26 protein-coding genes and 1 tRNA gene are annotated in these 19,840 nt (G+C 68.1%); 15 read left to right on the forward strand and 12 right to left on the reverse strand.

Annotated features, from left to right (window positions below; all coding sequences use genetic code 11):
- Positions 1 to 2 precede the first annotated feature (2 nt).
- Positions 3 to 716 (reverse strand): class I SAM-dependent methyltransferase, encoded by a 714-nt coding sequence (locus C1704_RS07130; protein ID WP_245876418.1) that lies wholly within the window; start codon positions 714 to 716, stop codon positions 3 to 5.
- A 369-nt stretch (positions 717 to 1,085) separates the two neighbouring features.
- Between C1704_RS07130 and C1704_RS07135 the strand changes: the two genes are divergently transcribed.
- The 7 genes from C1704_RS07135 (at position 1,086) to C1704_RS07160 (ending at position 5,931) form a co-directional block, all read left to right on the forward strand.
- Positions 1,086 to 2,414: a PglL family O-oligosaccharyltransferase gene (locus tag C1704_RS07135; RefSeq protein WP_170064644.1), complete on the forward strand. Its 1,329-nt coding sequence runs from the start codon at positions 1,086 to 1,088 to the stop codon at positions 2,412 to 2,414.
- Positions 2,415 to 2,444: 30 nt separating this feature from the next.
- Positions 2,445 to 3,080: a TetR/AcrR family transcriptional regulator gene (locus C1704_RS07140; protein ID WP_104302047.1), complete on the forward strand. Its 636-nt coding sequence runs from the start codon at positions 2,445 to 2,447 to the stop codon at positions 3,078 to 3,080.
- 73 nt (positions 3,081 to 3,153) lie between these two features.
- Complete coding sequence (locus tag C1704_RS17565) at positions 3,154 to 3,321, forward strand: hypothetical protein (protein WP_170064645.1); 168 nt, start codon at positions 3,154 to 3,156, stop codon at positions 3,319 to 3,321.
- Positions 3,314 to 3,745, forward strand: coding sequence for an alpha/beta hydrolase family protein (locus C1704_RS07145; protein ID WP_104302048.1), 432 nt, complete (start codon positions 3,314 to 3,316; stop codon positions 3,743 to 3,745). Before C1704_RS17565 ends, C1704_RS07145 begins: the two co-directional genes overlap by 8 nt.
- Positions 3,746 to 3,946: 201 nt before the next feature.
- Positions 3,947 to 4,219, forward strand: a complete 273-nt coding sequence (locus tag C1704_RS07150; RefSeq protein ID WP_104302049.1) for a hypothetical protein — start codon at positions 3,947 to 3,949, stop codon at positions 4,217 to 4,219.
- Positions 4,216 to 4,419, forward strand: coding sequence for a hypothetical protein (locus C1704_RS07155; RefSeq protein ID WP_104302050.1), 204 nt, complete (start codon positions 4,216 to 4,218; stop codon positions 4,417 to 4,419). The genes C1704_RS07150 and C1704_RS07155 overlap by 4 nt, the downstream gene beginning before the upstream one ends.
- 240 nt (positions 4,420 to 4,659) lie before the next feature.
- Positions 4,660 to 5,931, forward strand: coding sequence for a solute carrier family 23 protein (locus tag C1704_RS07160; protein ID WP_104302051.1), 1,272 nt, complete (start codon positions 4,660 to 4,662; stop codon positions 5,929 to 5,931).
- Here the strand turns inward: C1704_RS07160 and proC are convergent, their stop codons facing one another.
- Positions 5,932 to 6,753, reverse strand: coding sequence for a pyrroline-5-carboxylate reductase (gene proC, locus C1704_RS07165; protein WP_104302052.1), 822 nt, complete (start codon positions 6,751 to 6,753; stop codon positions 5,932 to 5,934).
- A gap of 17 nt (positions 6,754 to 6,770) precedes the next feature.
- Positions 6,771 to 7,478 carry a dienelactone hydrolase family protein gene (locus tag C1704_RS07170; RefSeq protein WP_104302053.1) on the reverse strand — a complete coding sequence of 236 codons (708 nt, stop codon included), beginning with the start codon at positions 7,476 to 7,478 and terminating at the stop codon, positions 6,771 to 6,773.
- 104 nt (positions 7,479 to 7,582) lie between these two features.
- Between C1704_RS07170 and C1704_RS07175 the strand changes: the two genes are divergently transcribed.
- Complete coding sequence (locus tag C1704_RS07175) at positions 7,583 to 8,065, forward strand: Lrp/AsnC ligand binding domain-containing protein (RefSeq protein WP_104302054.1); 483 nt, start codon at positions 7,583 to 7,585, stop codon at positions 8,063 to 8,065.
- Here the strand turns inward: C1704_RS07175 and C1704_RS07180 are convergent, their stop codons facing one another.
- A complete protein-coding gene (locus tag C1704_RS07180; RefSeq protein ID WP_104302055.1) occupies positions 8,066 to 8,752 on the reverse strand; it encodes a YggS family pyridoxal phosphate-dependent enzyme in 687 nt (228 codons plus the stop codon).
- Between the two features lie 82 nt (positions 8,753 to 8,834).
- Between C1704_RS07180 and C1704_RS07185 the strand changes: the two genes are divergently transcribed.
- From C1704_RS07185 to C1704_RS07200, 4 genes are read left to right on the forward strand one after another with little or no spacing between them, the layout of a single operon-like run.
- Complete coding sequence (locus C1704_RS07185) at positions 8,835 to 9,878, forward strand: type IV pilus twitching motility protein PilT (protein ID WP_104302056.1); 1,044 nt, start codon at positions 8,835 to 8,837, stop codon at positions 9,876 to 9,878.
- A gap of 39 nt (positions 9,879 to 9,917) precedes the next feature.
- Positions 9,918 to 10,565, forward strand: coding sequence for a cyclic nucleotide-binding domain-containing protein (locus C1704_RS07190; RefSeq protein ID WP_104302057.1), 648 nt, complete (start codon positions 9,918 to 9,920; stop codon positions 10,563 to 10,565).
- 10 nt (positions 10,566 to 10,575) lie between these two features.
- The gene (locus C1704_RS07195) at positions 10,576 to 11,712 is read left to right on the forward strand and encodes a PilT/PilU family type 4a pilus ATPase (protein ID WP_104302058.1); all 1,137 of its coding nucleotides are present in this window, start codon (positions 10,576 to 10,578) and stop codon (positions 11,710 to 11,712) included.
- 2 nt (positions 11,713 to 11,714) lie between these two features.
- Complete coding sequence (locus tag C1704_RS07200) at positions 11,715 to 12,611, forward strand: NAD(P)-dependent oxidoreductase (protein WP_104302059.1); 897 nt, start codon at positions 11,715 to 11,717, stop codon at positions 12,609 to 12,611.
- A gap of 1 nt (position 12,612) precedes the next feature.
- On the opposite strand, the gene C1704_RS07205 is transcribed toward C1704_RS07200, so the two are convergent.
- The 3 genes from C1704_RS07205 to C1704_RS07215 form a co-directional block, all read right to left on the reverse strand.
- Positions 12,613 to 13,281, reverse strand: a complete 669-nt coding sequence (locus C1704_RS07205; RefSeq protein WP_104302060.1) for a BON domain-containing protein — start codon at positions 13,279 to 13,281, stop codon at positions 12,613 to 12,615.
- Positions 13,278 to 13,868 carry an SIS domain-containing protein gene (locus C1704_RS07210; RefSeq protein WP_104302061.1) on the reverse strand — a complete coding sequence of 197 codons (591 nt, stop codon included), beginning with the start codon at positions 13,866 to 13,868 and terminating at the stop codon, positions 13,278 to 13,280. The genes C1704_RS07205 and C1704_RS07210 overlap by 4 nt, the downstream gene beginning before the upstream one ends.
- A 99-nt stretch (positions 13,869 to 13,967) precedes the next feature.
- Positions 13,968 to 14,336: a YraN family protein gene (locus C1704_RS07215; protein WP_245876413.1), complete on the reverse strand. Its 369-nt coding sequence runs from the start codon at positions 14,334 to 14,336 to the stop codon at positions 13,968 to 13,970.
- Between C1704_RS07215 and rsmI the strand changes: the two genes are divergently transcribed.
- A complete protein-coding gene (gene rsmI / locus C1704_RS07220) occupies positions 14,329 to 15,273 on the forward strand; it encodes a 16S rRNA (cytidine(1402)-2'-O)-methyltransferase (RefSeq protein ID WP_245876414.1) in 945 nt (314 codons plus the stop codon). The two genes, C1704_RS07215 and rsmI, sit on opposite strands and share 8 nt — an antisense overlap.
- Before the next feature lies 1 nt (position 15,274).
- On the opposite strand, the gene C1704_RS07225 is transcribed toward rsmI, so the two are convergent.
- Together C1704_RS07225 and C1704_RS07230 are read right to left on the reverse strand one after the other, a co-directional pair.
- The gene (locus C1704_RS07225) at positions 15,275 to 16,159 is read right to left on the reverse strand and encodes a septal ring lytic transglycosylase RlpA family protein (protein ID WP_104302063.1); all 885 of its coding nucleotides are present in this window, start codon (positions 16,157 to 16,159) and stop codon (positions 15,275 to 15,277) included.
- Between the two features lie 89 nt (positions 16,160 to 16,248).
- Complete coding sequence (locus C1704_RS07230; RefSeq protein ID WP_104302064.1) at positions 16,249 to 16,806, reverse strand: DUF2062 domain-containing protein; 558 nt, start codon at positions 16,804 to 16,806, stop codon at positions 16,249 to 16,251.
- Positions 16,807 to 16,989: 183 nt separating this feature from the next.
- On the opposite strand from C1704_RS07230, the gene C1704_RS07235 reads away from it, so the two are divergent.
- Complete coding sequence (locus C1704_RS07235; RefSeq protein WP_104302065.1) at positions 16,990 to 17,445, forward strand: hemerythrin domain-containing protein; 456 nt, start codon at positions 16,990 to 16,992, stop codon at positions 17,443 to 17,445.
- Between the two features lie 6 nt (positions 17,446 to 17,451).
- Here the strand turns inward: C1704_RS07235 and C1704_RS07240 are convergent.
- A tRNA-Arg gene (locus C1704_RS07240) sits at positions 17,452 to 17,527 on the reverse strand.
- A 149-nt stretch (positions 17,528 to 17,676) separates the two neighbouring features.
- Between C1704_RS07240 and C1704_RS07245 the strand changes: the two genes are divergently transcribed.
- Positions 17,677 to 18,222 carry a c-type cytochrome gene (locus C1704_RS07245; RefSeq protein ID WP_104302066.1) on the forward strand — a complete coding sequence of 182 codons (546 nt, stop codon included), beginning with the start codon at positions 17,677 to 17,679 and terminating at the stop codon, positions 18,220 to 18,222.
- A 59-nt stretch (positions 18,223 to 18,281) separates the two neighbouring features.
- Here the strand turns inward: C1704_RS07245 and C1704_RS07250 are convergent, their stop codons facing one another.
- Positions 18,282 to 18,830 carry a DUF2946 family protein gene (locus C1704_RS07250; RefSeq protein WP_104302067.1) on the reverse strand — a complete coding sequence of 183 codons (549 nt, stop codon included), beginning with the start codon at positions 18,828 to 18,830 and terminating at the stop codon, positions 18,282 to 18,284.
- A gap of 14 nt (positions 18,831 to 18,844) precedes the next feature.
- Entirely contained in the window at positions 18,845 to 19,840 is a 996-nt protein-coding gene (locus tag C1704_RS07255) for a YheT family hydrolase (protein WP_104302068.1), read from the reverse strand.

Consider the following 19,840-nt stretch of genomic DNA (forward strand, 5'->3'; position numbering starts at 1 on the left):
TGTCAGGTGTTGCGGATCACAACGAGCTTGGACAGCCCGAGGAGATTCACGGCACGGACAGACATCACCTGCCAGTCGTGCGCGAGGATGTGTTCCTCGAAGCTGAAGTCCGATCGGAAGCCGACCTTGTCTGCGACCGCCTTGACCGCACGCTCGAGCAGCCACCAGAAGCGGCTTCCGCTGAAGTGGTTCAGGATCAGGATGGTGCCATCCTTCTTGCAGACGCGACGTAACTCTTTCACGAGCTGGTTTGGGTTTGGCGTGACGGAAAGCACATAGGGCAAGGTCACGCAATCGAAGCTGTCATCGGGAAAGTCCATGCACTCCGCATTCATCGACTGCAGGACGATACGGCGCTCCGGCATGGCCCGCGCGCGTTCATGGGCATGGGCGAGCATCTCAGGGGAAAGATCGATCCCGACGAGCTGGCTGGACGGCGGATAGCCTGCCAGGGTGAGGCCGGTGCCCACGCCCACCTCCAGAACGCTTGCCGGGGCGAGGCCCTTCACTTCCTCAGTCAAGGCTCGTCGCCCGGGCTCCAAAACCTGCCCGAACAGGCGATCGTAGAGGGGCGCATAGCGGCGATAGGTCTTGGCGACTTCTTGCGGTGACAGGGACGGCATCTGACGACGGGAGGGCACGGAGCGGTGATTGTGGCCGCGCGATGGTATCAGCCGCCATCCGTCGTCCGGGGGAACGCTACAGTGAGCAACCATGTTCAAGCTCCGATCCTTGCAGTGTTGAGCCGATTGATCATCCCGGCCTTGTTGGTGCCAGGTCTTTGCATCGGCCTCACGCACACGCCCATCTCCTCGCTCTACAACAACGCCCTTGCATTGGCGGGCTGGGGTGCTGTGATGCTCGTACCCGGATGGCGTCTCTCTGCATTTGCCGGCGTCCTTACTGCAATTGCAGTGGCGGTCCTGGCTGTTATCGCGGTGACGGACGGGTTCCACGTTCTCCTGGTGGTCATTGCAGCTGTTGTGGTTTGCGCATGGGGTTGGCTTGCCGGGACGAGGTGGCGTGAATTGCGGGTAACTCCAGCAATCCATGCTGTAAGCCTTGGCCTGTTGCTGGCTGCATTGTTGTCCGTCGCCATCGCACTGGCACAGTACTTCACCCCCACCCTCGCCGACGGCACCTGGATCGCCAAGCCCACCACCCCCGGCCGGGCCTTTGGCAACCTGCGCCAGCCCAACCACCTCGCCTCGCTGATGCTCCTGGGCCTGTGCGTGCTGCCGCTGGTGGCGTCGGAAGCCCGCCGGCGCTGGGCCTGGGCGGCGATGGCGGCATTGACGCTGGGCGTGGCGCTCAGCAGTTCGCGCACCGGGATGCTGGGTTTGGTGGGGCTGGCGTTGTGGGCTGCAGTCGACCGCGGTTTGCCCGGCTGGGCGCGGCGCCTGTTCTGGGCGGCGCCGGTGGTGGCGGTGGGGTGGTGGCTGGGGCTGTGGGCCTGGGGGGAGGTGGGCGGCACGGCCTACTTCGGCGAGGCGCGGCTCGAGAGTGGGGGAGACATCAGCAGTTCGCGCTTTGCGATCTGGTCGAACACGCTGGCGCTGATCGGGGCGCACCCGTGGACGGGGGTGGGCTGGGGGAACTTCAATGCGGCCTGGACCTTCACGCCTTTCCCCGATCGGCCGGTGGCCTTCTTCGATCACAGCCACAACCTGGTGCTGCAGTTGATGGTGGAGCTGGGCGTCCCGGCCGCGCTGGCCCTGCTGGGCGGGCTGGCCTGGGTGTTGTGGCGCGCGCGCGGTGCCTTGTCGCTGCCGGGGGAGGCGGGCCTCGCCGCGCGGGCGGCGCTGATGATGCTGGCGGTGCTGGGCTGGCACAGCCTGCTGGAGTATCCGCTGTGGTACGCCTACTTCCTGCTGCCGGCAGCCTTTGCGCTGGGGCTCTTTGTCGGGCTGGGGGCGCCGCCACGGCCCAGTGCATCCGCTCCTGCGCCGGCGTGGACGCGCTGGCTGCTCCCGGTCGCGGGTGGCCTGATGGTGGCCGGCTCGCTGCATGCCATGGTGGACTACCAGCGGGTGGTGCAGATCTTCACGCCCTCGGGCGAGGCGGGGCGGGCCTCACTCGCTGAGCGCATCCGCATCGGTCAGGGCAGCCACTGGTTCGCCGTGCATGCCGACTATGCCGCCGTGACCACGGCGCCGCGGCCGTCGGAGGTGTTCGAGCGGTTCGAGCGGCCGCTACGGCATCTGATCGACGCCCGCCTGATGATCGCCTATGCCAAGGCCTTGCACGAACGTGGCGAGGACGACCGGGCCCTTTACGTGGTGCACCGCCTGCGCGAGTTCCGGCACCGGCTGGGCCGCGACTTCCTGGCAGTGTGCGAGCAGCCCGATCCGCCGCACTTCCCGTGCGGGCCGCAGCCGCAGGGCCTGACCTGGCGGGATCTGGCGCAGCCTTGATGTTTCGCACGATCGTGCTAAGCTGTAGCCATGGAAGCCAAAACCAGCCGCAGCGAGCTCACGCGCGCCGCCATCCTCGACACCGCCTTGCTGATGGCGGCGCAGGACGGCCTGGAGAGCCTCACCATCGGCGAGGTGGCCAAGCGGCTGGGCTTGTCGAAGAGCGGGGTGTTCTCGCGGGTGGGGTCGCGCGAGGCCCTGCAGGCGGCGGTGATCGAGGAATATGACCGGCGTTTCGTGCAGGAGGTGTTCGTGCCCGCAATGCGCGAGCCTCGCGGGCTGCCCCGGCTCAACGCCGTGATGCGTCTGTGGCTGCAGCGGGCGCGCGAGGTGGAATTCCGCCACGGCTGCATCTACTGCGCGGGTGCTTTCGAGTTTGACGACCGCGACGGGCCGTTGCGCGACTTGCTGCTGGACGGCGTGATGCGCTGGCGCGGCACGCTGCGCCGATCGGTGTTGCAAGCCGTCGAGGCCGGCCATCTGAGCGCCGACACCGACGTCGAGCAGCTGGTCTTCGAGCTCGATGGGTTGTTTATCGCCTTGATGCGCGACGCCCGGTTCCTGCGCGACGAACGGGCCGCCGAGCGTGCTTGGCGGGCCTATCAGCGCCTGATTGACGATTACCGCGGCCCGGTTCCCCTGCCTCAGGAGGCTCATCCCGCCTGAGCGGATCCCAAGGCGCCCACGAGGCGCTGTCTTTTGGCAAAACATCGCACGATCGTGCGAAAAGGAGTCCGAGATGTTGATCGTTCTGCTGTCCTTGGGGGTGGCCTTGGCTTTGCGGTTGGGCTGGATGGTCTTCCAGCTATGGAGCCGACTGCCACGGTGCAATGAAGACTTCTCGCTGGAACTGGGGCCTCTCGACCGCGTCGGCGTCGCCCGCTGCGTGGGAGATCGCCATGAGTGAGGCGCCGGCCGCCACCGCCACCGCGCGCAGCTTTGCGGCCAGCCGCGGCTTGCGCGCCGACGGGGTGGTGACGCTGGGCTCTCCGGCCAGCCTGGTGCAGGTCACCCGGGACTATGCCCAGGCCTTTGGCCTGTCGGAGGCGACCCGTCGGGAGATGGTGGCGCACATCGAATCCAGGGAGGGCATCGTCTTCGAACAGATGGAGCCGCGACACGTGGCCCCGCGGGTGCGTCAGCCCTGTCTGGTGGTACACGACCGCGACGACCTGACGGTTCCTGTCCAGGAGGCAGACCAATGGGCCGCCCAGCTCGGCCAGGTCAGGTTGATGCTCACTTCCGGGCTGGGCCATCGCCGCCTGCTACAGGAGGACGCCGTGGTGCAGGAGGTGGTGGCCTTCGTCCAGGGCCTACGGCGACGCGGCTGACACAAGCTGTACCCCATCAGGCCGCTGGGTGACATTTCTTGTCAATCGGTTGGGGCGGCCGGGGCGGCTCACCGTTGCCACAGCGTGGTCCAGGGCACGGACCGAGGTCTGCAGTGCACGGCCGGCCATATTTCGTTACGTCATGGGGGTTGGCACGAAAGCTGCGATGTGAACGACATCGCAGTCCAACGGAAGCCCACCATGGCCTTGCTCAGTTTCAAGCGCCGTCCGGCGAGCCGGTCCCAGTCCGGTGAAATCGCGCGCCGTGGCCGCGGCCAGTCGCCGTCGGCCCTGGCGCCACGTCGTCCGGGCGGCCTGTCCTCCATGCTGCGCCTGACGCCCCTGCAGGGCGAGGCCTCGCCCTCGCAGAGCTGGCCCAGCCTTGCGCTGGCCCGCCTGGGCAAGCCGGTGCCCAGTGCCCCGGCCTTTCTGTGCACTGACTTTGCACCCAGCCAGTGGCTGACGAAATCATGATCCGCGCCAGTGTTGCTTCCATTGCGTCCAACGTGCTGGCCCGGCACGTGGCGGATCGCCTGGCGACTGCTCCGGCCCCACGTGCCGTGCAGCCCGCCACGATGCGAGCGCCAACCGAGTCCAGCGGGTTGCGTCAGTACCAGGTGCTTCAATCGCGGTCCGAACCGGCGCAGCTCACGCTGAAGCTGGGTCGCCGCTGAGCACATCGTTTTCCTGGGACGTCGGGGGAAGAGGGGGCGGCCGGGGTCAGAGAGAGCGAGAGCCTCGGCCGCCTTTCCTTAACGGAGTCCACCGCCTGCCGTGCGCTGCATGGCAGGCGTCTTTTTTTGTGCTGCACCGCGGCGGGGCGCTGGCCTTGGCATGCTTGCTGCTCCTACACTCCCGCACGGTCGTGCTGCACATGGCCCGGCTGCAAAACCAACAACACGGAGCTTCCTTCCATGAGCCTCTTTCCCCAGTGGCGCGAGACCACGCATGACGTGGTCGCGCCCGACGAACGTCTGCCCTGGCCCCAGACCATCGCGATGGGCATCCAGCACGTCGTGGCGATGTTCGGCGCCACGGTGCTGGCGCCGCTGCTGATGGGCTTCGACCCCAACGTCGCCATCCTGATGAGCGGCATCGGCACGCTGATCTTCTTCTTCATCGTGGGCGGGCGGGTGCCGAGCTACCTGGGCTCGAGCTTTGCCTTCATCGGCGTGGTGATCGCCGCCAGCGGTTATGCGGGCAGCGGCGCGAACGCCAACCTGGGCGTGGCCCTGGGGGGCATCGTCGTCTGTGGTCTGGTCTACGCCATCATCGGATTCATCGTGATGGGGGCAGGCACGGGCTGGATCGAGCGATTCATGCCTCCGGTGGTCACTGGCGCGGTGGTGGCCGTGATCGGCCTGAACCTCGCCCACATCCCGGTGAAGAACATGGCGCCCACGCCCTTCGACGCCTGGATGCAGGCCCTCACCTTCGTGAGCGTGGGCCTGGTGGCCGTGTTCACACGCGGCATGGTGCAACGCCTGCTCATCCTGGTGGGCCTGATCGTCGCGTCCATCATCTACGCGATCCTCACCAACGGGTTCGGCCTGGGCAAGCCACTCGACCTGTCGGGCATCGCCAATGCGCCCTGGTTCGGGATGCCAGGGTTCGCGGCACCGGTGTTCGAGCTCAACGCCATCTTGCTGATCGCCCCGGTGGCGGTGATCCTGGTGGCCGAGAACCTCGGGCACATCAAGGCGGTCAGCGCGATGACCGGCCGCGACATGAACCCCTACATGGGCCGCGCCTTCGTGGGGGATGGCATCGCCACGATGGTCAGCGGTGCCTCGGGCGGCACGGGCGTCACCACCTACGCCGAGAACATCGGCGTGATGGCGGCCACCAAGATCTACTCGACGGCCATTTTCGTGGTGGCGGCGCTGATCGCCATCCTGCTGGGCTTCAGCCCCAAGTTCGGTGCGTTGATCCAGGCCGTGCCGCTGGCCGTGATGGGCGGTGTGTCCATCGTGGTCTTCGGCCTGATCGCGGTGGCCGGCGCCAAGATCTGGGTCGACAACAAGGTTGACTTCTCCGACAACACCAACCTCATCGTGGCCGCCATCACCCTGGTGCTGGGCACGGGCGACTTCACGCTGAAGATCGGCGACTTCGCCCTGGGTGGCATCGGGACCGCCACCTTCGGTGCGATCCTGCTGTACGCGCTGCTGAAGAAGCGGGGCTGATCAGCCGCCGAACTCGTCGCCCAGCTCGCGCGCGCGCTGCTGGGCGGCCTTGAGCGCGCGCACGAAGGCCTCGGCCACACCGTCGGCCTGCAACGACTGCAGCGCCGCATGGGTGGTGCCCCCCTTGGAGGTGACACGCTCGCGCAGCACCGAAGGTGGGTCGTCCGATCGGCGTGCCAGCTCCGCGGCGCCGGCGAACGTGGCCAGCGCCAGCAGCTTGCCCTGCTCCGCACTCAGGCCCATGTCCTGGGCGGCGACCATCATCGCCTCCACGAAGTAGAAGACATAAGCCGGACCGGATCCGGACAGCGCCGTGACGGCATCGAGGTCGGCCTCACGGTCAACCCACAGGCTCGCGCCCGTGGGGGTCAGCAGTGCCTCGACCGTGCGGCGTTCGGCCGTGTTGACCTCCGGTCGGGCGTACAGGCCGGCAATGCCCTGGCCGATCAGGGCCGGGGTGTTGGGCATGGCGCGCACCACCCGGGCGCTGCCGGTGGCCTGCACCAGGGCATCGGTGCGAATGCCGGCCATCACGCTCAGGTGCAGGGCGCCACCCACGTGCGCTGCGCAAGGGGCGGCCGCTTCCCTGAACAGTTGGGGCTTCACGGCCCACACCACGGTGTCGGCGCGTGCCAGCTCGGCACCGGCGGCAGACAGGGGCGTGAGGCCGAAGGCGCGCTGCAGGCGTTCGCGCTGCTCGGCCCAGGGCTCTACGACGAGCAACCGGTCGGGCGGGTGGCCGGCGCGGATCAGGCCGCCGAGGATGGCCTGGGCCATGTTGCCGCCGCCAATGAAAGCGAGGGTGGGGGAGGAGGAGTTCATGCAGGGTCCGGATCAGATCAGAACAGGGAGGTGGCCAGCAGGTGCAGGCTGCGGGCGTGGGCCAAGGCAGCCGATGGCGCATGGTAGGACGCACGTGCCCAGCAGTTGAAGCCGTGCCCGGCGCCGGGGTAGACGAACACTTCCGACCCCGACGCGGTGAGCGCCTGCCGCACCCGGTCCACGGCCTGCAGCGGGATGTGGCTGTCGGTTTCGCCATAGTGCAGCATCAGCGGGCAGCGGATGCGCGAGGCCAGGTCGAGCTGGTCCTGGATGCCGCCGCCGTAGTAGCCCACAGCCGCATCCACGTCGGTGGTGGCTGCGGCGAGGTAGGCCAGGCGCCCGCCCATGCAATAGCCGAGGGCGGCCACCTTGTCCCTCACCTCGGGCCGCTGGCGCAGCGCACCCACATGCAGGGCGATGTCGGCCAGCAGGTGCTGGCGGTCCATGCCGTTCATCAGTTCACGCGCGCGCTGCATGTCGGCGCCCTCGTAGCCCAGCTCGACCCGCGGGGCCTGGCGCCAGAAGACATCAGGGGCCAACACCACGAAGCCCGCCAGGGCGTACTGCTCGGCCACCACGCGGATGTGCTCGTTGACGCCGAAGATCTCCTGGTACAGCAGCAGCCCCGGCCCCGAGCCGCCCGGCGGCAGGGCCAGGTAGGCCGCCTGCGAGGCGCCCGCGCCCTGCGGCAGTTCGATCCAACGGGTGTGGATGGGGTGGGGCATGGTGACTCCTCTGCAACGCTCTTGGCTGAATCCCTTGCTAGTATGCCGGGAAATCCTTAGGATGATTCACCATCCCAGGGCGGTCGCGCCGCCGAATCTCCCGCATGAAACCCGACGACGACAGCCCGCGCAGCCTCGACAAGATCGACCGCAAGATCCTGCGCATCCTGCAGGAAGACGGCCGCATCGCCAACCTCAAGCTGGCCGAGGCGGTGCATCTGTCGCCCACGGCGGTGCTGGAGCGCGTCAAGCGCCTCACACGCGACGGCTACATCCTGGGCTACGAGGCGAGGCTGAACCCGCACCTGCTGGGTGCGGGCATGATGGTCTTCGTGGAGGTGGTGCTCGATCGCACCACGCCCGATGTGATGAATGCCTTCAAGGCGGCCGTGCAGACGCGGCCCGAGATCCTCGAGTGCCATCTGGTGGCTGGCGGCTTCGACTACCTCATCAAGACCCGCGTGGCCGACATGCAGGCCTACCGTGAACTGATCGGCACGGTGGTGTGGTCGCTGCCCGGTGTGCGCGAGACGCACACCTATGCCGTCATGGAAGAAGTGAAGAACACGGCGCGCCTGCCCATCTGATCAGCGCTGGCCGAAGATGGCCGTGCCCACACGCACGATCGTGGCGCCTTCGAGGATGGCCGCCTCCAGGTCGGCGCTCATGCCCATGGACAGCGTGTCCACGTCCAGGCCCCGCGCCTGCAGCCGAACGAGCAGCTCGCGCAGCGCGCGGTGCGGCCGGCGCTGAGCCTCCCGGTCGCCCGCGGGTTCGGGAATGGCCATCAGGCCGCGCAGCCGCAGGCCCGGCAGGCGGGCCACGGCCTGGGCCACTGCCGGCACGTCGGCTGGTGCCAGTCCGCTTTTGCTGGCCTCGCCGCTGATGTTCACCTGCAGGCACACCTGCAGGGGCGGCAGGTGTGCGGGGCGCTGATCGGACAGGCGCTGCGCGATCTTCAGCCGGTCCACCGAATGCACCCAGTCGAAGTGCTCGGCCACGGGGCGTGTCTTGTTGCTCTGCAGCGGTCCGATCAGGTGCCATTCCAGCCGCGCCCGCGCATCGGACAGGGCGGCGATCTTGTCGAGCGCTTCTTGCACATAGTTCTCGCCGAAGCGGCTCTGGCCTGCTGCCAGTGCCTGTCGCACTGCGTCAGGCCCGAAGGTCTTGCTGACCGCCAGCAGCGTGACACTTTGCACGTCGCGTTGCGCGCTTGCACAGGCCGCCGCGATGCGGTCCCTCACTTGTTGTATGTTCTCGGGGATCGTCGCCATAATGGCACGAGCTTAAGGCACAACGCCGCTGTCTTCACAGGCGCATGCACAGCGCACAACCACACGGGGGCCCAGAGGGGACATGGACATCACGCAACTGCTGGCGTTCTCGGTCAAGAACAAGGCATCGGATCTTCACCTGTCCGCCGGCTTGCCGCCCATGATCCGTGTGCACGGCGACGTGCGACGCATCAATGTCGACCCGCTCGAGCACAAGCAGGTGCACGACATGGTGTACGACATCATGAACGACGCCCAGCGCAAGGCCTACGAAGAGACGCTCGAGTGCGATTTTTCCTTCGAGATCCAGGGCCTGGCGCGCTTTCGCGTCAACGCCTTCAACCAGAACCGTGGCGCCGGCGCCGTGTTCCGGACCATCCCCTCGAAGATCCTCACCCTCGAACAGCTCAACGCGCCCAAGGTGTTCGCGGAGTTGTCGCTCAAGCCCCGAGGTCTCATCCTCGTGACCGGCCCCACCGGGTCCGGCAAGTCCACCACGCTGGCCGGCATGGTGAATCATCTGAACGAGAACGAGTACGGACACATCCTGACGGTCGAGGACCCGATCGAATTCGTGCACGAGTCGAAGAAGTGCCTGGTCAATCAGCGCGAGGTCGGTCCGCACACGCTGAGCTTCAACAACGCACTGCGCTCGGCCCTGCGTGAAGACCCGGACGCCATCCTCGTGGGCGAGATGCGTGACCTGGAGACGATCCGTCTCGCGCTCACGGCGGCGGAAACCGGTCACCTGGTGTTCGGCACGCTGCACACGTCGAGTGCGGCCAAGACCATCGACCGCATCGTCGACGTTTTCCCGGCCGCCGAGAAGGACATGGTGCGCGCCATGCTGTCGGAGTCGCTCGTGGCGGTGATCTCGCAGACGCTGTGCAAGCTCAAGGACGGCTCCGGCCGCGTGGCCGCGCACGAGATCATGCTGGGCACCTCGGCCATCCGCAACCTCATCCGGGAAAACAAGATCGCTCAGATGTACTCGGCGATCCAGACGGGCAACAGCATGGGCATGATGACGCTCGACCAGTGCCTGACCGATCTGGTGCGGCGCAACGTGATCTCGCCCGCCGAGGCGCGCGCCAAGGCCAAGTTCCCCGAGAACTTCCCTGGCTGACACGCCGGACGCACCCGGCAGGCGACAGGGCTCCTCACCATGAAGAAGTTCATCGACAAGCTCAAAGGCGTGGCCAGCGCCGCACCGGAGGACGCAGGCGGTGCGCCTGAGGACGATTCGCGCTTCTTCTCCACCATGTTCCAGGACCGTGACGACCAGCAGGCCCATGCGTCCTGGCGCGAGCGGGCGGTCCAGATCGGCGCGCGCGACTACGACCGTGCCCAGGGCGCCGAGAAATTCGCCCGGCTGTGGGGCGTGGACCGCTATGTGGCTTCTTTGAGCCCGGCCGACCTCGAGCGCATGAGCCAGTACCTCAGCTTCGTCGAGGTGCCGGCCAACCAGGAAATCATCGGGCAGGACGAGCAGGGCGACTACATGCTCATCGTGCTGGAGGGCAGCATCGCCGTCGACCGCATCCAGCCCTGGGGTGCCCGCGCCCGCCTGGCCGAGGCCCGGCCCGGCGACATGCTTGGCGAAATGTCCCTGCTCGATGCTGGCGCGCGCTTTTCGGCCTGCACCACGCTCACGCCCTGTGTCCTCGCGGTGGTCGACGCCCAGGGCCTCGACGAGATGATCATGCAGGAACCGCGACTGGGTCTGGCCTTGCTGGCCTCGCTCGCGCGTCGTCTGTCATTGCGCCTGCGACAGGTCAGCGCACGCCTGAGTGCGCTGCTGTCACGCGGCTGAGGGAGCATCCATGGAAAGAGATCAAGCCTCGAAGTTCGTCAACGACCTGTTGCGCCTGATGGTGGCGCGCAATGGGTCCGACCTGTTCCTCACGGCGGAGTTTCCGCCGGCCATCAAGGTCGATGGCAAGGTCACCAAGGTGTCGCCTCAGCCCCTCACGGGCCAGCACACCATGGCCCTGGCGCGCGCCATCATGAACGACAAGCAGGCAGCCGAGTTCGAGCGCACGAAGGAGTGCAATTTCGCCGTCGCCCCGCAGGGCATCGGCCGCTTCCGCGTGAACGCCTTCGTGCAACAGGGCCAGGTGGGCCTGGTGCTGCGCGTCATTCCCCAGACCCTGCCCACCATCGACAGTCTGGGCCTGCCCTACATCCTCAAGGAAGTGGCCATGACCAAGCGCGGGCTGGTCATCATGGTGGGCGCCACCGGCTCGGGCAAGAGCACCACGCTGGCGGCGATGGTCGACCACCGCAACGAGAACTCCTACGGCCACATCATCACCATCGAGGATCCGGTGGAGTTCGTGCATCCGCACAAGAACTGCATCGTCACCCAGCGTGAGGTGGGCCTGGACACCGACGGCTGGGAGCAGGCGCTGAAGAACACGCTGCGCCAGGCGCCCGACGTGATCCTGATGGGCGAGATCCGCGACCGCGAGACCATGGAGCATGCCGTGGCCTTCGCCGAGACCGGCCACCTGTGCATGGCCACGCTGCACGCCAACAGCTCCAACCAGGCCCTGGACCGCATCATCAACTTCTTCCCCGAGGAGCGCCGCGCTCAGCTGCTGATGGACCTGTCGCTCAACCTCAAGGCCATGGTCTCGCAGCGCCTGCTGCCTCGCCAGGAAGGCAAGGGCCGCGCTGCCGCGGTGGAGATCCTGCTCAACACCCCCTTGATATCGGAACTCATCTTCAAGGGTGAGGTCGCCGAGATCAAGGAGATCATGAAGAAGAGCCGCGAACTGGGCATGCAGACCTTCGACCAGTCGCTCTTCGATCTGTATGAGAGCAACACCGTCACCTACGAGGATGCGCTGCGCAATGCCGACTCGGTCAACGACCTGAGGCTGCAGATCAAGCTCAACAGCAACCGCGCCCGCAACGCCGACCTCGCCGCGGGCACCGAACACCTGACCATCGTCTGAGCATGAGCAGTTCCAAGACCTACGCCCCCATTGCCCCCCACACGGTGGCCTTTCTGGGCCTGGGCGTGATGGGTTACCCCATGGCCGGGCACCTGTCTCGCGCCGGGCACCGCGTCACCGTGTACAACCGCACGGCGGCCAAGGCCCAGCAGTGGGTGGCCGAGCACGGCGGTGCCAGCGCGCCCACGCCGCGCGAGGCCGCCCAGGGCGCCGACATCGTCTTTGCCTGCGTCGGCAATGATGATGACCTGCGTTCGGTGGTGCTGGGTGATCAGGGCGCCTTCGCGGGCATGAAGCCCGGGGCGATCTTCATGGACCACACCACGGCTTCGGCCGAGGTGGCGCGCGAGCTGGGCGCGCAGGCCGAGGCCCGTGGCCTGGCTTTCATCGATGCGCCGGTGTCCGGTGGCAACCTGGGCGCCCTCAACGGGGTGCTCACCGTGATGTGCGGCGGACCGGCCGCCGCCTTCGCCAAGGCCCAGCCCGTGGCCATGGCCTTTGCCAAGGCCGTCACCCTGCTGGGCGAGCAGGGCGCGGGCCAGCTGGCCAAGATGGTGAACCAGATCGCGATTGCCGGCCTGGTGCAAGGCCTGTCCGAGGCCATCGCCTTCGGTCAACGTGCAGGCCTGGACATGAAGGCCGTGCTCGAGGTCATCGGCAAAGGGGCCGCCCAGAGCTGGCAGATGGACAACCGCGGCCCCACGATGGTGGAAGACCGCTTCGACTTCGGCTTTGCCGTGGACTGGATGCGCAAGGACCTCGGGCTGTGCCTGGAAGAGGCGCGCCGCAACGGCGCCCGTCTGCCGGTCACGGCTCTCGTGGACCAGTTCTACGGGGACGTGCAGTCCATGGGCGGCGGCCGCTGGGACACGTCCAGCCTGATCCGCCGCCTGAAGTGACTCACTGGCTCGGTGCAGCGCCCGTCGGCGAGGGCCGGTTGGGCTGCAGGCGGGCCAGTTCCTCTTCGGTGATCAGCTCGAACACCGTCACCACCTTGGCCACACCGCTGACGCTGCGCGCCAGCTCGGCGGCACGCTTGGCCTCGCGCTCGGTCACGCGCCCCATCAGGTAGACGGTGCCGCGTTCAGAAATGACCTTCACGGCCTGGGCCTGGATGTCGCGCGCATCGACCAGGGTGGCCTTCACCTTGCCGCCCAGGATGACGTCGTTCGAGCGGGATGTGAGCGAACTGACGCCCATCACGGCCAGGTCGTTCACGATGGATCGCACGTTGTCCACGCCGGCCACGATGCGTTCGACCCGCTGCTTGTCGTCTTCGCTGCCCACTTCGCCGGTGAGCAGCACCATGCGGTTGTAGCTGGTCACATTGACGTGCACCCGCTGTTCATTGAAGGCGTCGCGGATGCGGTTCATGGACTTCAGCTCGATGGCCTGGTCATCGATCTGGGCGCCCGAGCTGCGGCGGTCGCTGGCCACCATCACGGTGCCCACCACGGCACCGCCCACCAGCAGCGGGGCGCAGGCCGACAGCGCCACGGCCAGGCTGGCAGCGGCCACCACGGTGGCAAGGGGGCGCAGCGCCCGATGGGGGAAGTGAGACGACTTCATGGCTGATCCTGTTCTCCAAGCAAATGGGTGTCCACCGCATCGCACAGGCAGTGCAGGGCCAGCAGGTGGACCTCCTGCACCCGGGCCTGGCGCTCATGGGGGACGGCGATGTGGACGTCGGTTTCCGCCAGCAGATCCTTGAGCTTGCCGCCGCCCTTGCCGGTGAGGGCGACGACGGTCATGTCCCTGTCGTGTGCGGCCTGCACAGCGGCCAGCACCGTGGCCGAACTGCCGCTGGCCGACAGGGCGAGCAGCACGTCACCCGGCTGACCCAGGGCCTGGACCTGCTTGGCAAAGATCTGTGCGGGGTCGACCCCGAAGCCGCCGTAGTGCGTGGCATCGGCGCCCAGGGCCAGTGCGGCCAGGCCGGGGCGTTCGCGTTCGAACCGCCCCACCAGCAGCGAAGCCACATGCTGGGCATTGCCCGCCGAGCCACCGTTGCCGCAGCTCAGCACCTTGCCACCCGCGGTGAGGCACCCCACGATGGCCTGGGCCGCTTCGGCGATCGGGCGCGCGAGCTGGTCAGCGCTCTGGTACTTGAGGTCGGCACTTTCGAAGAACTGCTGCTGGATGCGTTGTTCAAGCATGGGCGGCATGATAAGTCAGCGACATGGAGCCCCCGAGGGGTCAGAAGGTTCCAACGTCGAAGGACAAACGGGCCTCGGTGTCCAGGCGTTGACCGAGGGTCACGAGGCGTCGAAGGCCGCCTTGAGCCAGCGCAGCCGACCGGCATCGATGGCCACCACATCGAAGCGGCAAGGCGGCGGCGACCCCAGTCGCAGCAGGTAATGCCGCGCCGCCAGGATGATGGACCGCCGCTTGGCCGCGGTGATGCTGGCCGCCGCGCCCCCGTGGTCGGCGCTGGCGCGCTCGCGCACCTCCACGAAGACCAGCGTCCCATCCCGTTCGCGCATGATGAGGTCCACTTCGCCGGCGCGCGCCCTGGGGCCGCGCGCCACCCGATAATTGCGCTCGACGAGCCTCAGCCCGGCCTCTTCCAGATGCGTGAGGGCCCGCTGCTCGGCGGCATCTCCTTTGTGCTTGGTCGTGAACACACCGTCCTCCCCTTCCTCCCTGGCTTCCGATGCCGCGTTGTGGCGCGAGGCGGCAGCCCGTGCCGCCGGTGCCCAGCATCTGCCGGCGGGCGCACTGTACGTCGTGGCCACCCCCATCGGCAATCTGGCCGACCTGAGCCTGCGGGCCCTGCATGTGCTGCATGGCGTGGACGCCATCGCCTGCGAGGATACGCGCCACACCACCCCCTTGCTGCGCCATTTCGGCATCGACAAGCCCCTGCTGGCCGTGCACGAGCACAACGAGCGTGAAGCGGCGCAGGGGGTGATCGTCCGGCTGCAGCGGGGCGAACGTGTGGCCTATGTGAGCGACGCCGGCACGCCGGCCGTGTCCGACCCTGGGGCGCGCCTGGTGGCAGCCGTGCGGGAGGCCGGCGCGGGCGTGGTTCCCATCCCGGGCGCCAGCAGCGCCACCGCGGCCCTGAGCGTGGCGGGCGACACCCATGCGGGCGGCTTCTGCTTCGTCGGCTTCCTTCCCACGAAGCCGCGCGAACTCGACGAAGCCCTGCGCACGGTTGCGGCGCGGCCGATGAGCCAGGTCCTCTTCGAGTCGCCCCACCGCATCGAGGCCCTGGCCCGCGCTCTGGCGCAGGCCTGCCCGGACCGCACGCTCACGGTGGCGCGTGAGCTGACGAAGCAGTTCGAAACCATCGTCACACTGACGACACAGGCCTTACCAAACTGGCTGGCCGCCGACGCGCACCGGCGCAAGGGCGAATTCGTGCTGGTGCTGCATGCGCCGCTGCACGCAGGCGATGACGACGGCCTGGCGCGTGCCGAGCCCCTGCTGCGCGCGCTGATCCAGGCCCTGCCGCTCAAGCAGGCCGTGGCCCTGCTGGCCGAGCACACCGGTGTGCCACGCAACGCCCTCTACGAGCGTGCGCTGGCCTTGCGCGCCACCGGGGGAGGCAGCGTCTGAGTCAACGTTCCACCACGGTGGGCACGAGCTGCAGTGCGTCGCGGATGCGCTGTGCCGCAGCACTGGCCTCGGTGCGGCTCGCATAGGGCCCCGCCTGCAGGCGATGCAGCGAGGCCTCGGTGAAGATGGTCAGCAGCGGTGCCAGCCACTCGACCTGGGAGCCCACCTGGCCCATGAAGCTCTCGGCGCCGTCGCGCTGGCGGAAGGCACCAAGCTGCACCCAGTAGCCACCGGCACTCGCGGCCGGCGGCGGCGTGGTGCGCACGAGGATGGGCTCGGGCGTCGGCGCGGCCTCGCGCTGCCAGCGTCCGGCCCGGATCTCCTCATGGGTGATGCGCTCGATCTCCACCTCCGCATGACCCTGCGCGATGTAGCCCAGCCGGTGGGCGGCGGCGTAGCTCAGGTCGATGATGCGCCCGCTGACGAAGGGGCCGCGGTCGTTCACCCTCACGATCACCTCGCGGCCATTGCCCAGGTGGCGCACGCGCACATAGCTGGGGATGGGCAGCGTCGGATGTGCGGCCGTCATCGCGTACATGTCGTAGGGCTCGCCACTGGCCGTGGGCCGGCCATGGAACTGACGGCCGTACCACGAGGCCAGGCCGCGCTGTCGGTAGGCGCGGTCGGCTGTCTGGGGGGTGTAGCTGCGCCCGCGCACCGCGTATGGACGGTTGGGCCCGCTGGCCAGGGGTTCGATGCGGGGCACGGCGTCCGGGACTCGGTCCAGTTCGGAGGCCGGGCGGCTGCCCGGCCCGTCATTCTGGTAGTAGCCACCACCACGCGGGGCCGAGGAGCAGCCGGCCAGCACGGCCAGGGCCATGGCCACGACGGGCAGCCAAGCGCGCGGGTGGGAGCGGCGCGTCAGAGGGAGGGGCGTCGCTGACATGGGCACCAAGGGTAACGCAGGGTGCGTTCCATCGGAACCCATGGCCCCGGTCCACCCCGCCTTGAGACCCTTGGTCCGTGACCGGTGTCTCACGGGGCAGCGTTCGGTGGCGGCCGGCGCCGGTGAGCGCCCCGGCGACGTCGCAGCCACACGGCCAGGGTCCACAGGACGTGGACGACCGCCCAGGCCAGAAGCCCCCCGACCACGGCGAACACTGCCAGCCCGAGGAACAGCGGCTTGCCGATGGCTTTGGCACGGTCGATCCAGGAGCGGTCGTCGTCGGCGTCGGCCGCCTCGACCAGGGCTTCGGCCTTGCCGGGTTCGACCGCCTCACCCAGCATCGCCGCCCCGGTGCGGTAGGCCAGCACGAAGATGGGCGCGTAGGTGAGCGGGTTGGACACCAGCGTGGCCGCTGCCGCGACCGGCAGGTTGGCGCGCAGCAGCACCGCAAAGATCGCGGCACCGAGGATCTGCAGCACCGGGATCAGGAAGCCGAAGAAGACCCCGAGCCCGGCTCCCAGCGCCACGCGCCGCCGACTGAGATGCCACAGCCACGGCCGGCGCAGCAAGGGGCCCATCCAGCGCAGCGAGGGGTGCGCGCGCAAGGTGTCTTCGGTGGGGATCCAGCGCTGGATGAACTGACGCATGAAGGCATCATGCCATCGCGCAGAACTCAGACAGCCGAGGCCGAGCGTCCCGTCAGGGCAAACCCGTTCAGGCGTCACGGCGCTTGTAGGGGTGGTCTGACGCGGGGCGGGCGTGTGGCCGACAGCCAGGCCGATGCCGTGGCGTCAACATGCGCGACATGCCATGTCCAGGAGTGAGTGCTGATGACCGACAACATCTACCGCGCCTTGCGCGAAAGCCATGAAGCCCAGCGGTCCCTGTGCCGTCGCCTGCTGCGCGCCAAGGATCCCGAGACACGCCAGGCCTTGTTCGACGAACTGCGCATGGAACTGGCCGCGCACGCGGCGGCCGAAGAACGTTTTCTCTATGCGCCCATCCTGATGGACGACATGGGCCTGGAGCCCTCGCGGCACGCGCTGGCCGAGCACCATCGGATCGATGAGTGTGTGGAAGCCCTGGCCAGGCTCGATGTGAAGGGCGAGGCCTGGCTGACGCAGGCACGCAAGCTCTCGGAGGAGGTGCACCACCATCTGCGCGAGGAAGAGAAGAAGTTCTTCCAGGTCTCGGGCAAGATCCTGTCGGCGACCGACAAGGCAAGGCTGGCGGCGAGGTATCGCCGGGACCACGCGCGCATGATCCGCACGCTGGCGGCAGGGTGAAAGGCGTGGCGCGCCCGGCTGGAATCGAACCAGCGACCCTTGGCTTCGGAGGCCAATACTCTATCCACTGAGCTACGGGCGCCAAAGCTCGCATTCTAGCAGCGGGCGAGACTCGCACCGGGACGCCTGGGGCTCTCCGCATATAATCGACGAGTTTTGCGCTGCTGCTGGGAATCGACAGGTTTTTGGCGCAGTGGTCGACGACCGGTTCCCGCCGAGGATTTCTCCAACATGAGCGACAAAGCACACTCCCACGACGAACACGATGCCCCCCACGAAGGGCCGGTGAAGACGCCCAAGCAGTTGGTGCTGGCCGTGCTTTTTTCCTTCCTGGTGCCGATCATCGGCATCATCCTGCTGGTGAATTTCGTCGTGGCGGGCAACAAGCCGGCCGCCGGCAGTGAGGCGTTCTCCGAAGAAGCCGTCGCTGCGCGCCTGCAGCCCATCGGCACCGTGGAGTTGCGTGATGCCTCGGCGCCGCGCGTGCTGCGCGCAGGCCAGGAGGTCTACAAAGCCCAGTGCGCGGTGTGCCATGACGCTGGCGTGGCGGGCGCTCCCAAGTTCGGCGATGCCGGTGCCTGGGCGCCGCGCGTGGCCACCGGCTACGAAGCCCTGCTGAATTCGGCGCTGAAGGGCAAGGGCGCGATGGGCGCCCAGGGCGGTGGTGAATTCAGCGATCTGGAGATTGGTCGTGCAGTGGTGTACATGACCAACAACTCCGGTGGCAGCCTGCCTGAGCCGCAGGCCCCGGCACCCGAGGCCGCCGCCTCGAAGTGAGCCCAGCCTCCCTGGACTGAACGAGCCGGCCGCGGGCCGGCTTTTTCACGCCTGCGTGGTCATGCCCGCATGTGGGCCGCCTGGGGGCTGCGCACGTAGCCGTGCCGGGCCGGCAGGTCGTCCGAGCGGACCGCCTCGGGCACCCACAGTCCCCCTTCGATGGCCTCGGCGGCGTCGTGCATGTCCTGGGGATGGACGATGCCCAGCCCCAGCTCCGTGACGAGATAGAGCCGTCCGGCTTCGTCCACCAGACTGGCCTGTACGTCCCCGGCGCTCCGGCCCGTGTGGCTGACCACCTCGGGCGCCTGGCCCGCCCCGCGGTAGCGCACGCGCCACACCCAGGGGGTGGCCTCGAGTTCCACATACACGCGCTGCGGCCCATTCTGGAAGTACCACTGGCCGGCCTCGTCGGCTTCGTAGTTGCGATGGATGAACTCGCGCAGCTTGTCGTGCGTGATGCGGCTGCCCTTCACGGCGGGAAAGGAGCCGGCGGCCTGGATGCGGTCGTCGCGCATGTACCACTCGCCGCGTGCGTCCAGGGCCAGCCAGCCGCGGCAGGCGGGTACGTTGGGCCACTTCTTCAGGGCTGCCTTGACGATGTCGTCCATGCGTCAATGATCGGTCAAAGCTGCGCGTGCAGCCACCCGACCACGGCCTGCGGCAGGGTCATCACGTGGCCGGGTGGCGCACCGGCAGGAAAGCCCACATGGCCGCCATGCGCCGGCTGCCACAGCGTCACGAAAGGGCCCACATCGGCCGGGCCGGGCAGGCTGGACGCCGGCACGAAGGGGTCGTTGCGGGCGTTGAGCACCAGCGCCGGGATGCGGATGTGGTGCAGATGGGGCTTGGACGAGGCGCGCGCCCAGTAGTCCGGCGTGTCGCGGAAGCCGTGCAGCGGGGCGGTGAAGACGTCGTCGAACTCAAAGAGGTCGCGCGCGGCAAGCAGGCGTTCGCGATCGAAGAGGCCCGGGTGCTGGGCCAGCTTGCGCAGGGCCTTGGGCTTCATCGTGCGCAGGAACATGCGCGTGTAGACCAGACGGTTGAACCCGCGACCGATGGCTGCGCCACCCGCGGCCAGGTCGATGGGGGAACTCACGGCACACACGGCGCGCACGGTGCGCGAGGCCGTCTCGCCGGCCTCCTCGGCCCAGCGCAGCAGCGCATTGCCGCCCAGGGAGACGCCCACGGCAAGCATCGGGCCGCGGTGGGCTGCCCGGAAGCGTTCCAGGATCCAGCCGACCTCCTCGAAGTCGCCCGAGTGGTAGGCGCGCGGCGCCAGATTCAGTTCGCCCGAACAACCACGGAAGTGCGGCACGGCATAGTGCCAGCGGCGCTGATGGGCCCAGTGGGCAAAGGCTTCGGCGTAGTGGCTGCGCGAGGAGCCCTCCAGGCCGTGGAAGAGCACCAGCAACGGGGCGTCGTCGGGCAGGCCGGGGGCGGGTGGCACGAGCCGGTCGACGTCGATGAAGTCGCCATCGGGTGTGGTCCAGCGTTCGCGTGCATAGACGGGCCGGGGCCCGAGGAAGCGGCGCGAAAAGAGTGCGGGCCAGATCGTCTGGGCATTGCCACCGACCGGGCCCGACCCGGCCAGCCAGCGCGGGGCGCGGTAGTCGAGCAT

This window comes from Caldimonas caldifontis (genome assembly GCF_002930615.1).
Taxonomy (GTDB): Bacteria; Pseudomonadota; Gammaproteobacteria; order Burkholderiales; family Burkholderiaceae_C; genus Caldimonas; species Caldimonas caldifontis.

Bases quoted from the DNA above. Each gene is read 5' to 3' on its own strand.
- C1704_RS07130 (WP_245876418.1), bottom strand. From the start codon at position 716: ATGGTTGCTCACTGTAGCGTTCCCCCGGACGACGGATGGCGGCTGATA.
- C1704_RS07140 (WP_104302047.1), top strand. From the start codon at position 2,445: ATGGAAGCCAAAACCAGCCGCAGCGAGCTCACGCGCGCCGCCATCCTC.
- C1704_RS17565 (WP_170064645.1), top strand. From the start codon at position 3,154: ATGTTGATCGTTCTGCTGTCCTTGGGGGTGGCCTTGGCTTTGCGGTTG.
- C1704_RS07145 (WP_104302048.1), top strand. From the start codon at position 3,314: ATGAGTGAGGCGCCGGCCGCCACCGCCACCGCGCGCAGCTTTGCGGCC.
- C1704_RS07150 (WP_104302049.1), top strand. From the start codon at position 3,947: ATGGCCTTGCTCAGTTTCAAGCGCCGTCCGGCGAGCCGGTCCCAGTCC.
- C1704_RS07155 (WP_104302050.1), top strand. From the start codon at position 4,216: ATGATCCGCGCCAGTGTTGCTTCCATTGCGTCCAACGTGCTGGCCCGG.
- C1704_RS07160 (WP_104302051.1), top strand. From the start codon at position 4,660: ATGAGCCTCTTTCCCCAGTGGCGCGAGACCACGCATGACGTGGTCGCG.
- proC (WP_104302052.1), bottom strand. From the start codon at position 6,753: ATGAACTCCTCCTCCCCCACCCTCGCTTTCATTGGCGGCGGCAACATG.
- C1704_RS07170 (WP_104302053.1), bottom strand. From the start codon at position 7,478: ATGCCCCACCCCATCCACACCCGTTGGATCGAACTGCCGCAGGGCGCG.
- C1704_RS07175 (WP_104302054.1), top strand. From the start codon at position 7,583: ATGAAACCCGACGACGACAGCCCGCGCAGCCTCGACAAGATCGACCGC.
- C1704_RS07180 (WP_104302055.1), bottom strand. From the start codon at position 8,752: ATGGCGACGATCCCCGAGAACATACAACAAGTGAGGGACCGCATCGCG.
- C1704_RS07185 (WP_104302056.1), top strand. From the start codon at position 8,835: ATGGACATCACGCAACTGCTGGCGTTCTCGGTCAAGAACAAGGCATCG.
- C1704_RS07190 (WP_104302057.1), top strand. From the start codon at position 9,918: ATGAAGAAGTTCATCGACAAGCTCAAAGGCGTGGCCAGCGCCGCACCG.
- C1704_RS07195 (WP_104302058.1), top strand. From the start codon at position 10,576: ATGGAAAGAGATCAAGCCTCGAAGTTCGTCAACGACCTGTTGCGCCTG.
- C1704_RS07200 (WP_104302059.1), top strand. From the start codon at position 11,715: ATGAGCAGTTCCAAGACCTACGCCCCCATTGCCCCCCACACGGTGGCC.
- C1704_RS07205 (WP_104302060.1), bottom strand. From the start codon at position 13,281: ATGAAGTCGTCTCACTTCCCCCATCGGGCGCTGCGCCCCCTTGCCACC.
- C1704_RS07210 (WP_104302061.1), bottom strand. From the start codon at position 13,868: ATGCTTGAACAACGCATCCAGCAGCAGTTCTTCGAAAGTGCCGACCTC.
- C1704_RS07225 (WP_104302063.1), bottom strand. From the start codon at position 16,159: ATGTCAGCGACGCCCCTCCCTCTGACGCGCCGCTCCCACCCGCGCGCT.
- C1704_RS07230 (WP_104302064.1), bottom strand. From the start codon at position 16,806: ATGCGTCAGTTCATCCAGCGCTGGATCCCCACCGAAGACACCTTGCGC.
- C1704_RS07235 (WP_104302065.1), top strand. From the start codon at position 16,990: ATGACCGACAACATCTACCGCGCCTTGCGCGAAAGCCATGAAGCCCAG.
- C1704_RS07245 (WP_104302066.1), top strand. From the start codon at position 17,677: ATGAGCGACAAAGCACACTCCCACGACGAACACGATGCCCCCCACGAA.
- C1704_RS07250 (WP_104302067.1), bottom strand. From the start codon at position 18,830: ATGGACGACATCGTCAAGGCAGCCCTGAAGAAGTGGCCCAACGTACCC.
- C1704_RS07255 (WP_104302068.1), bottom strand. From the start codon at position 19,840: ATGCTCGACTACCGCGCCCCGCGCTGGCTGGCCGGGTCGGGCCCGGTC.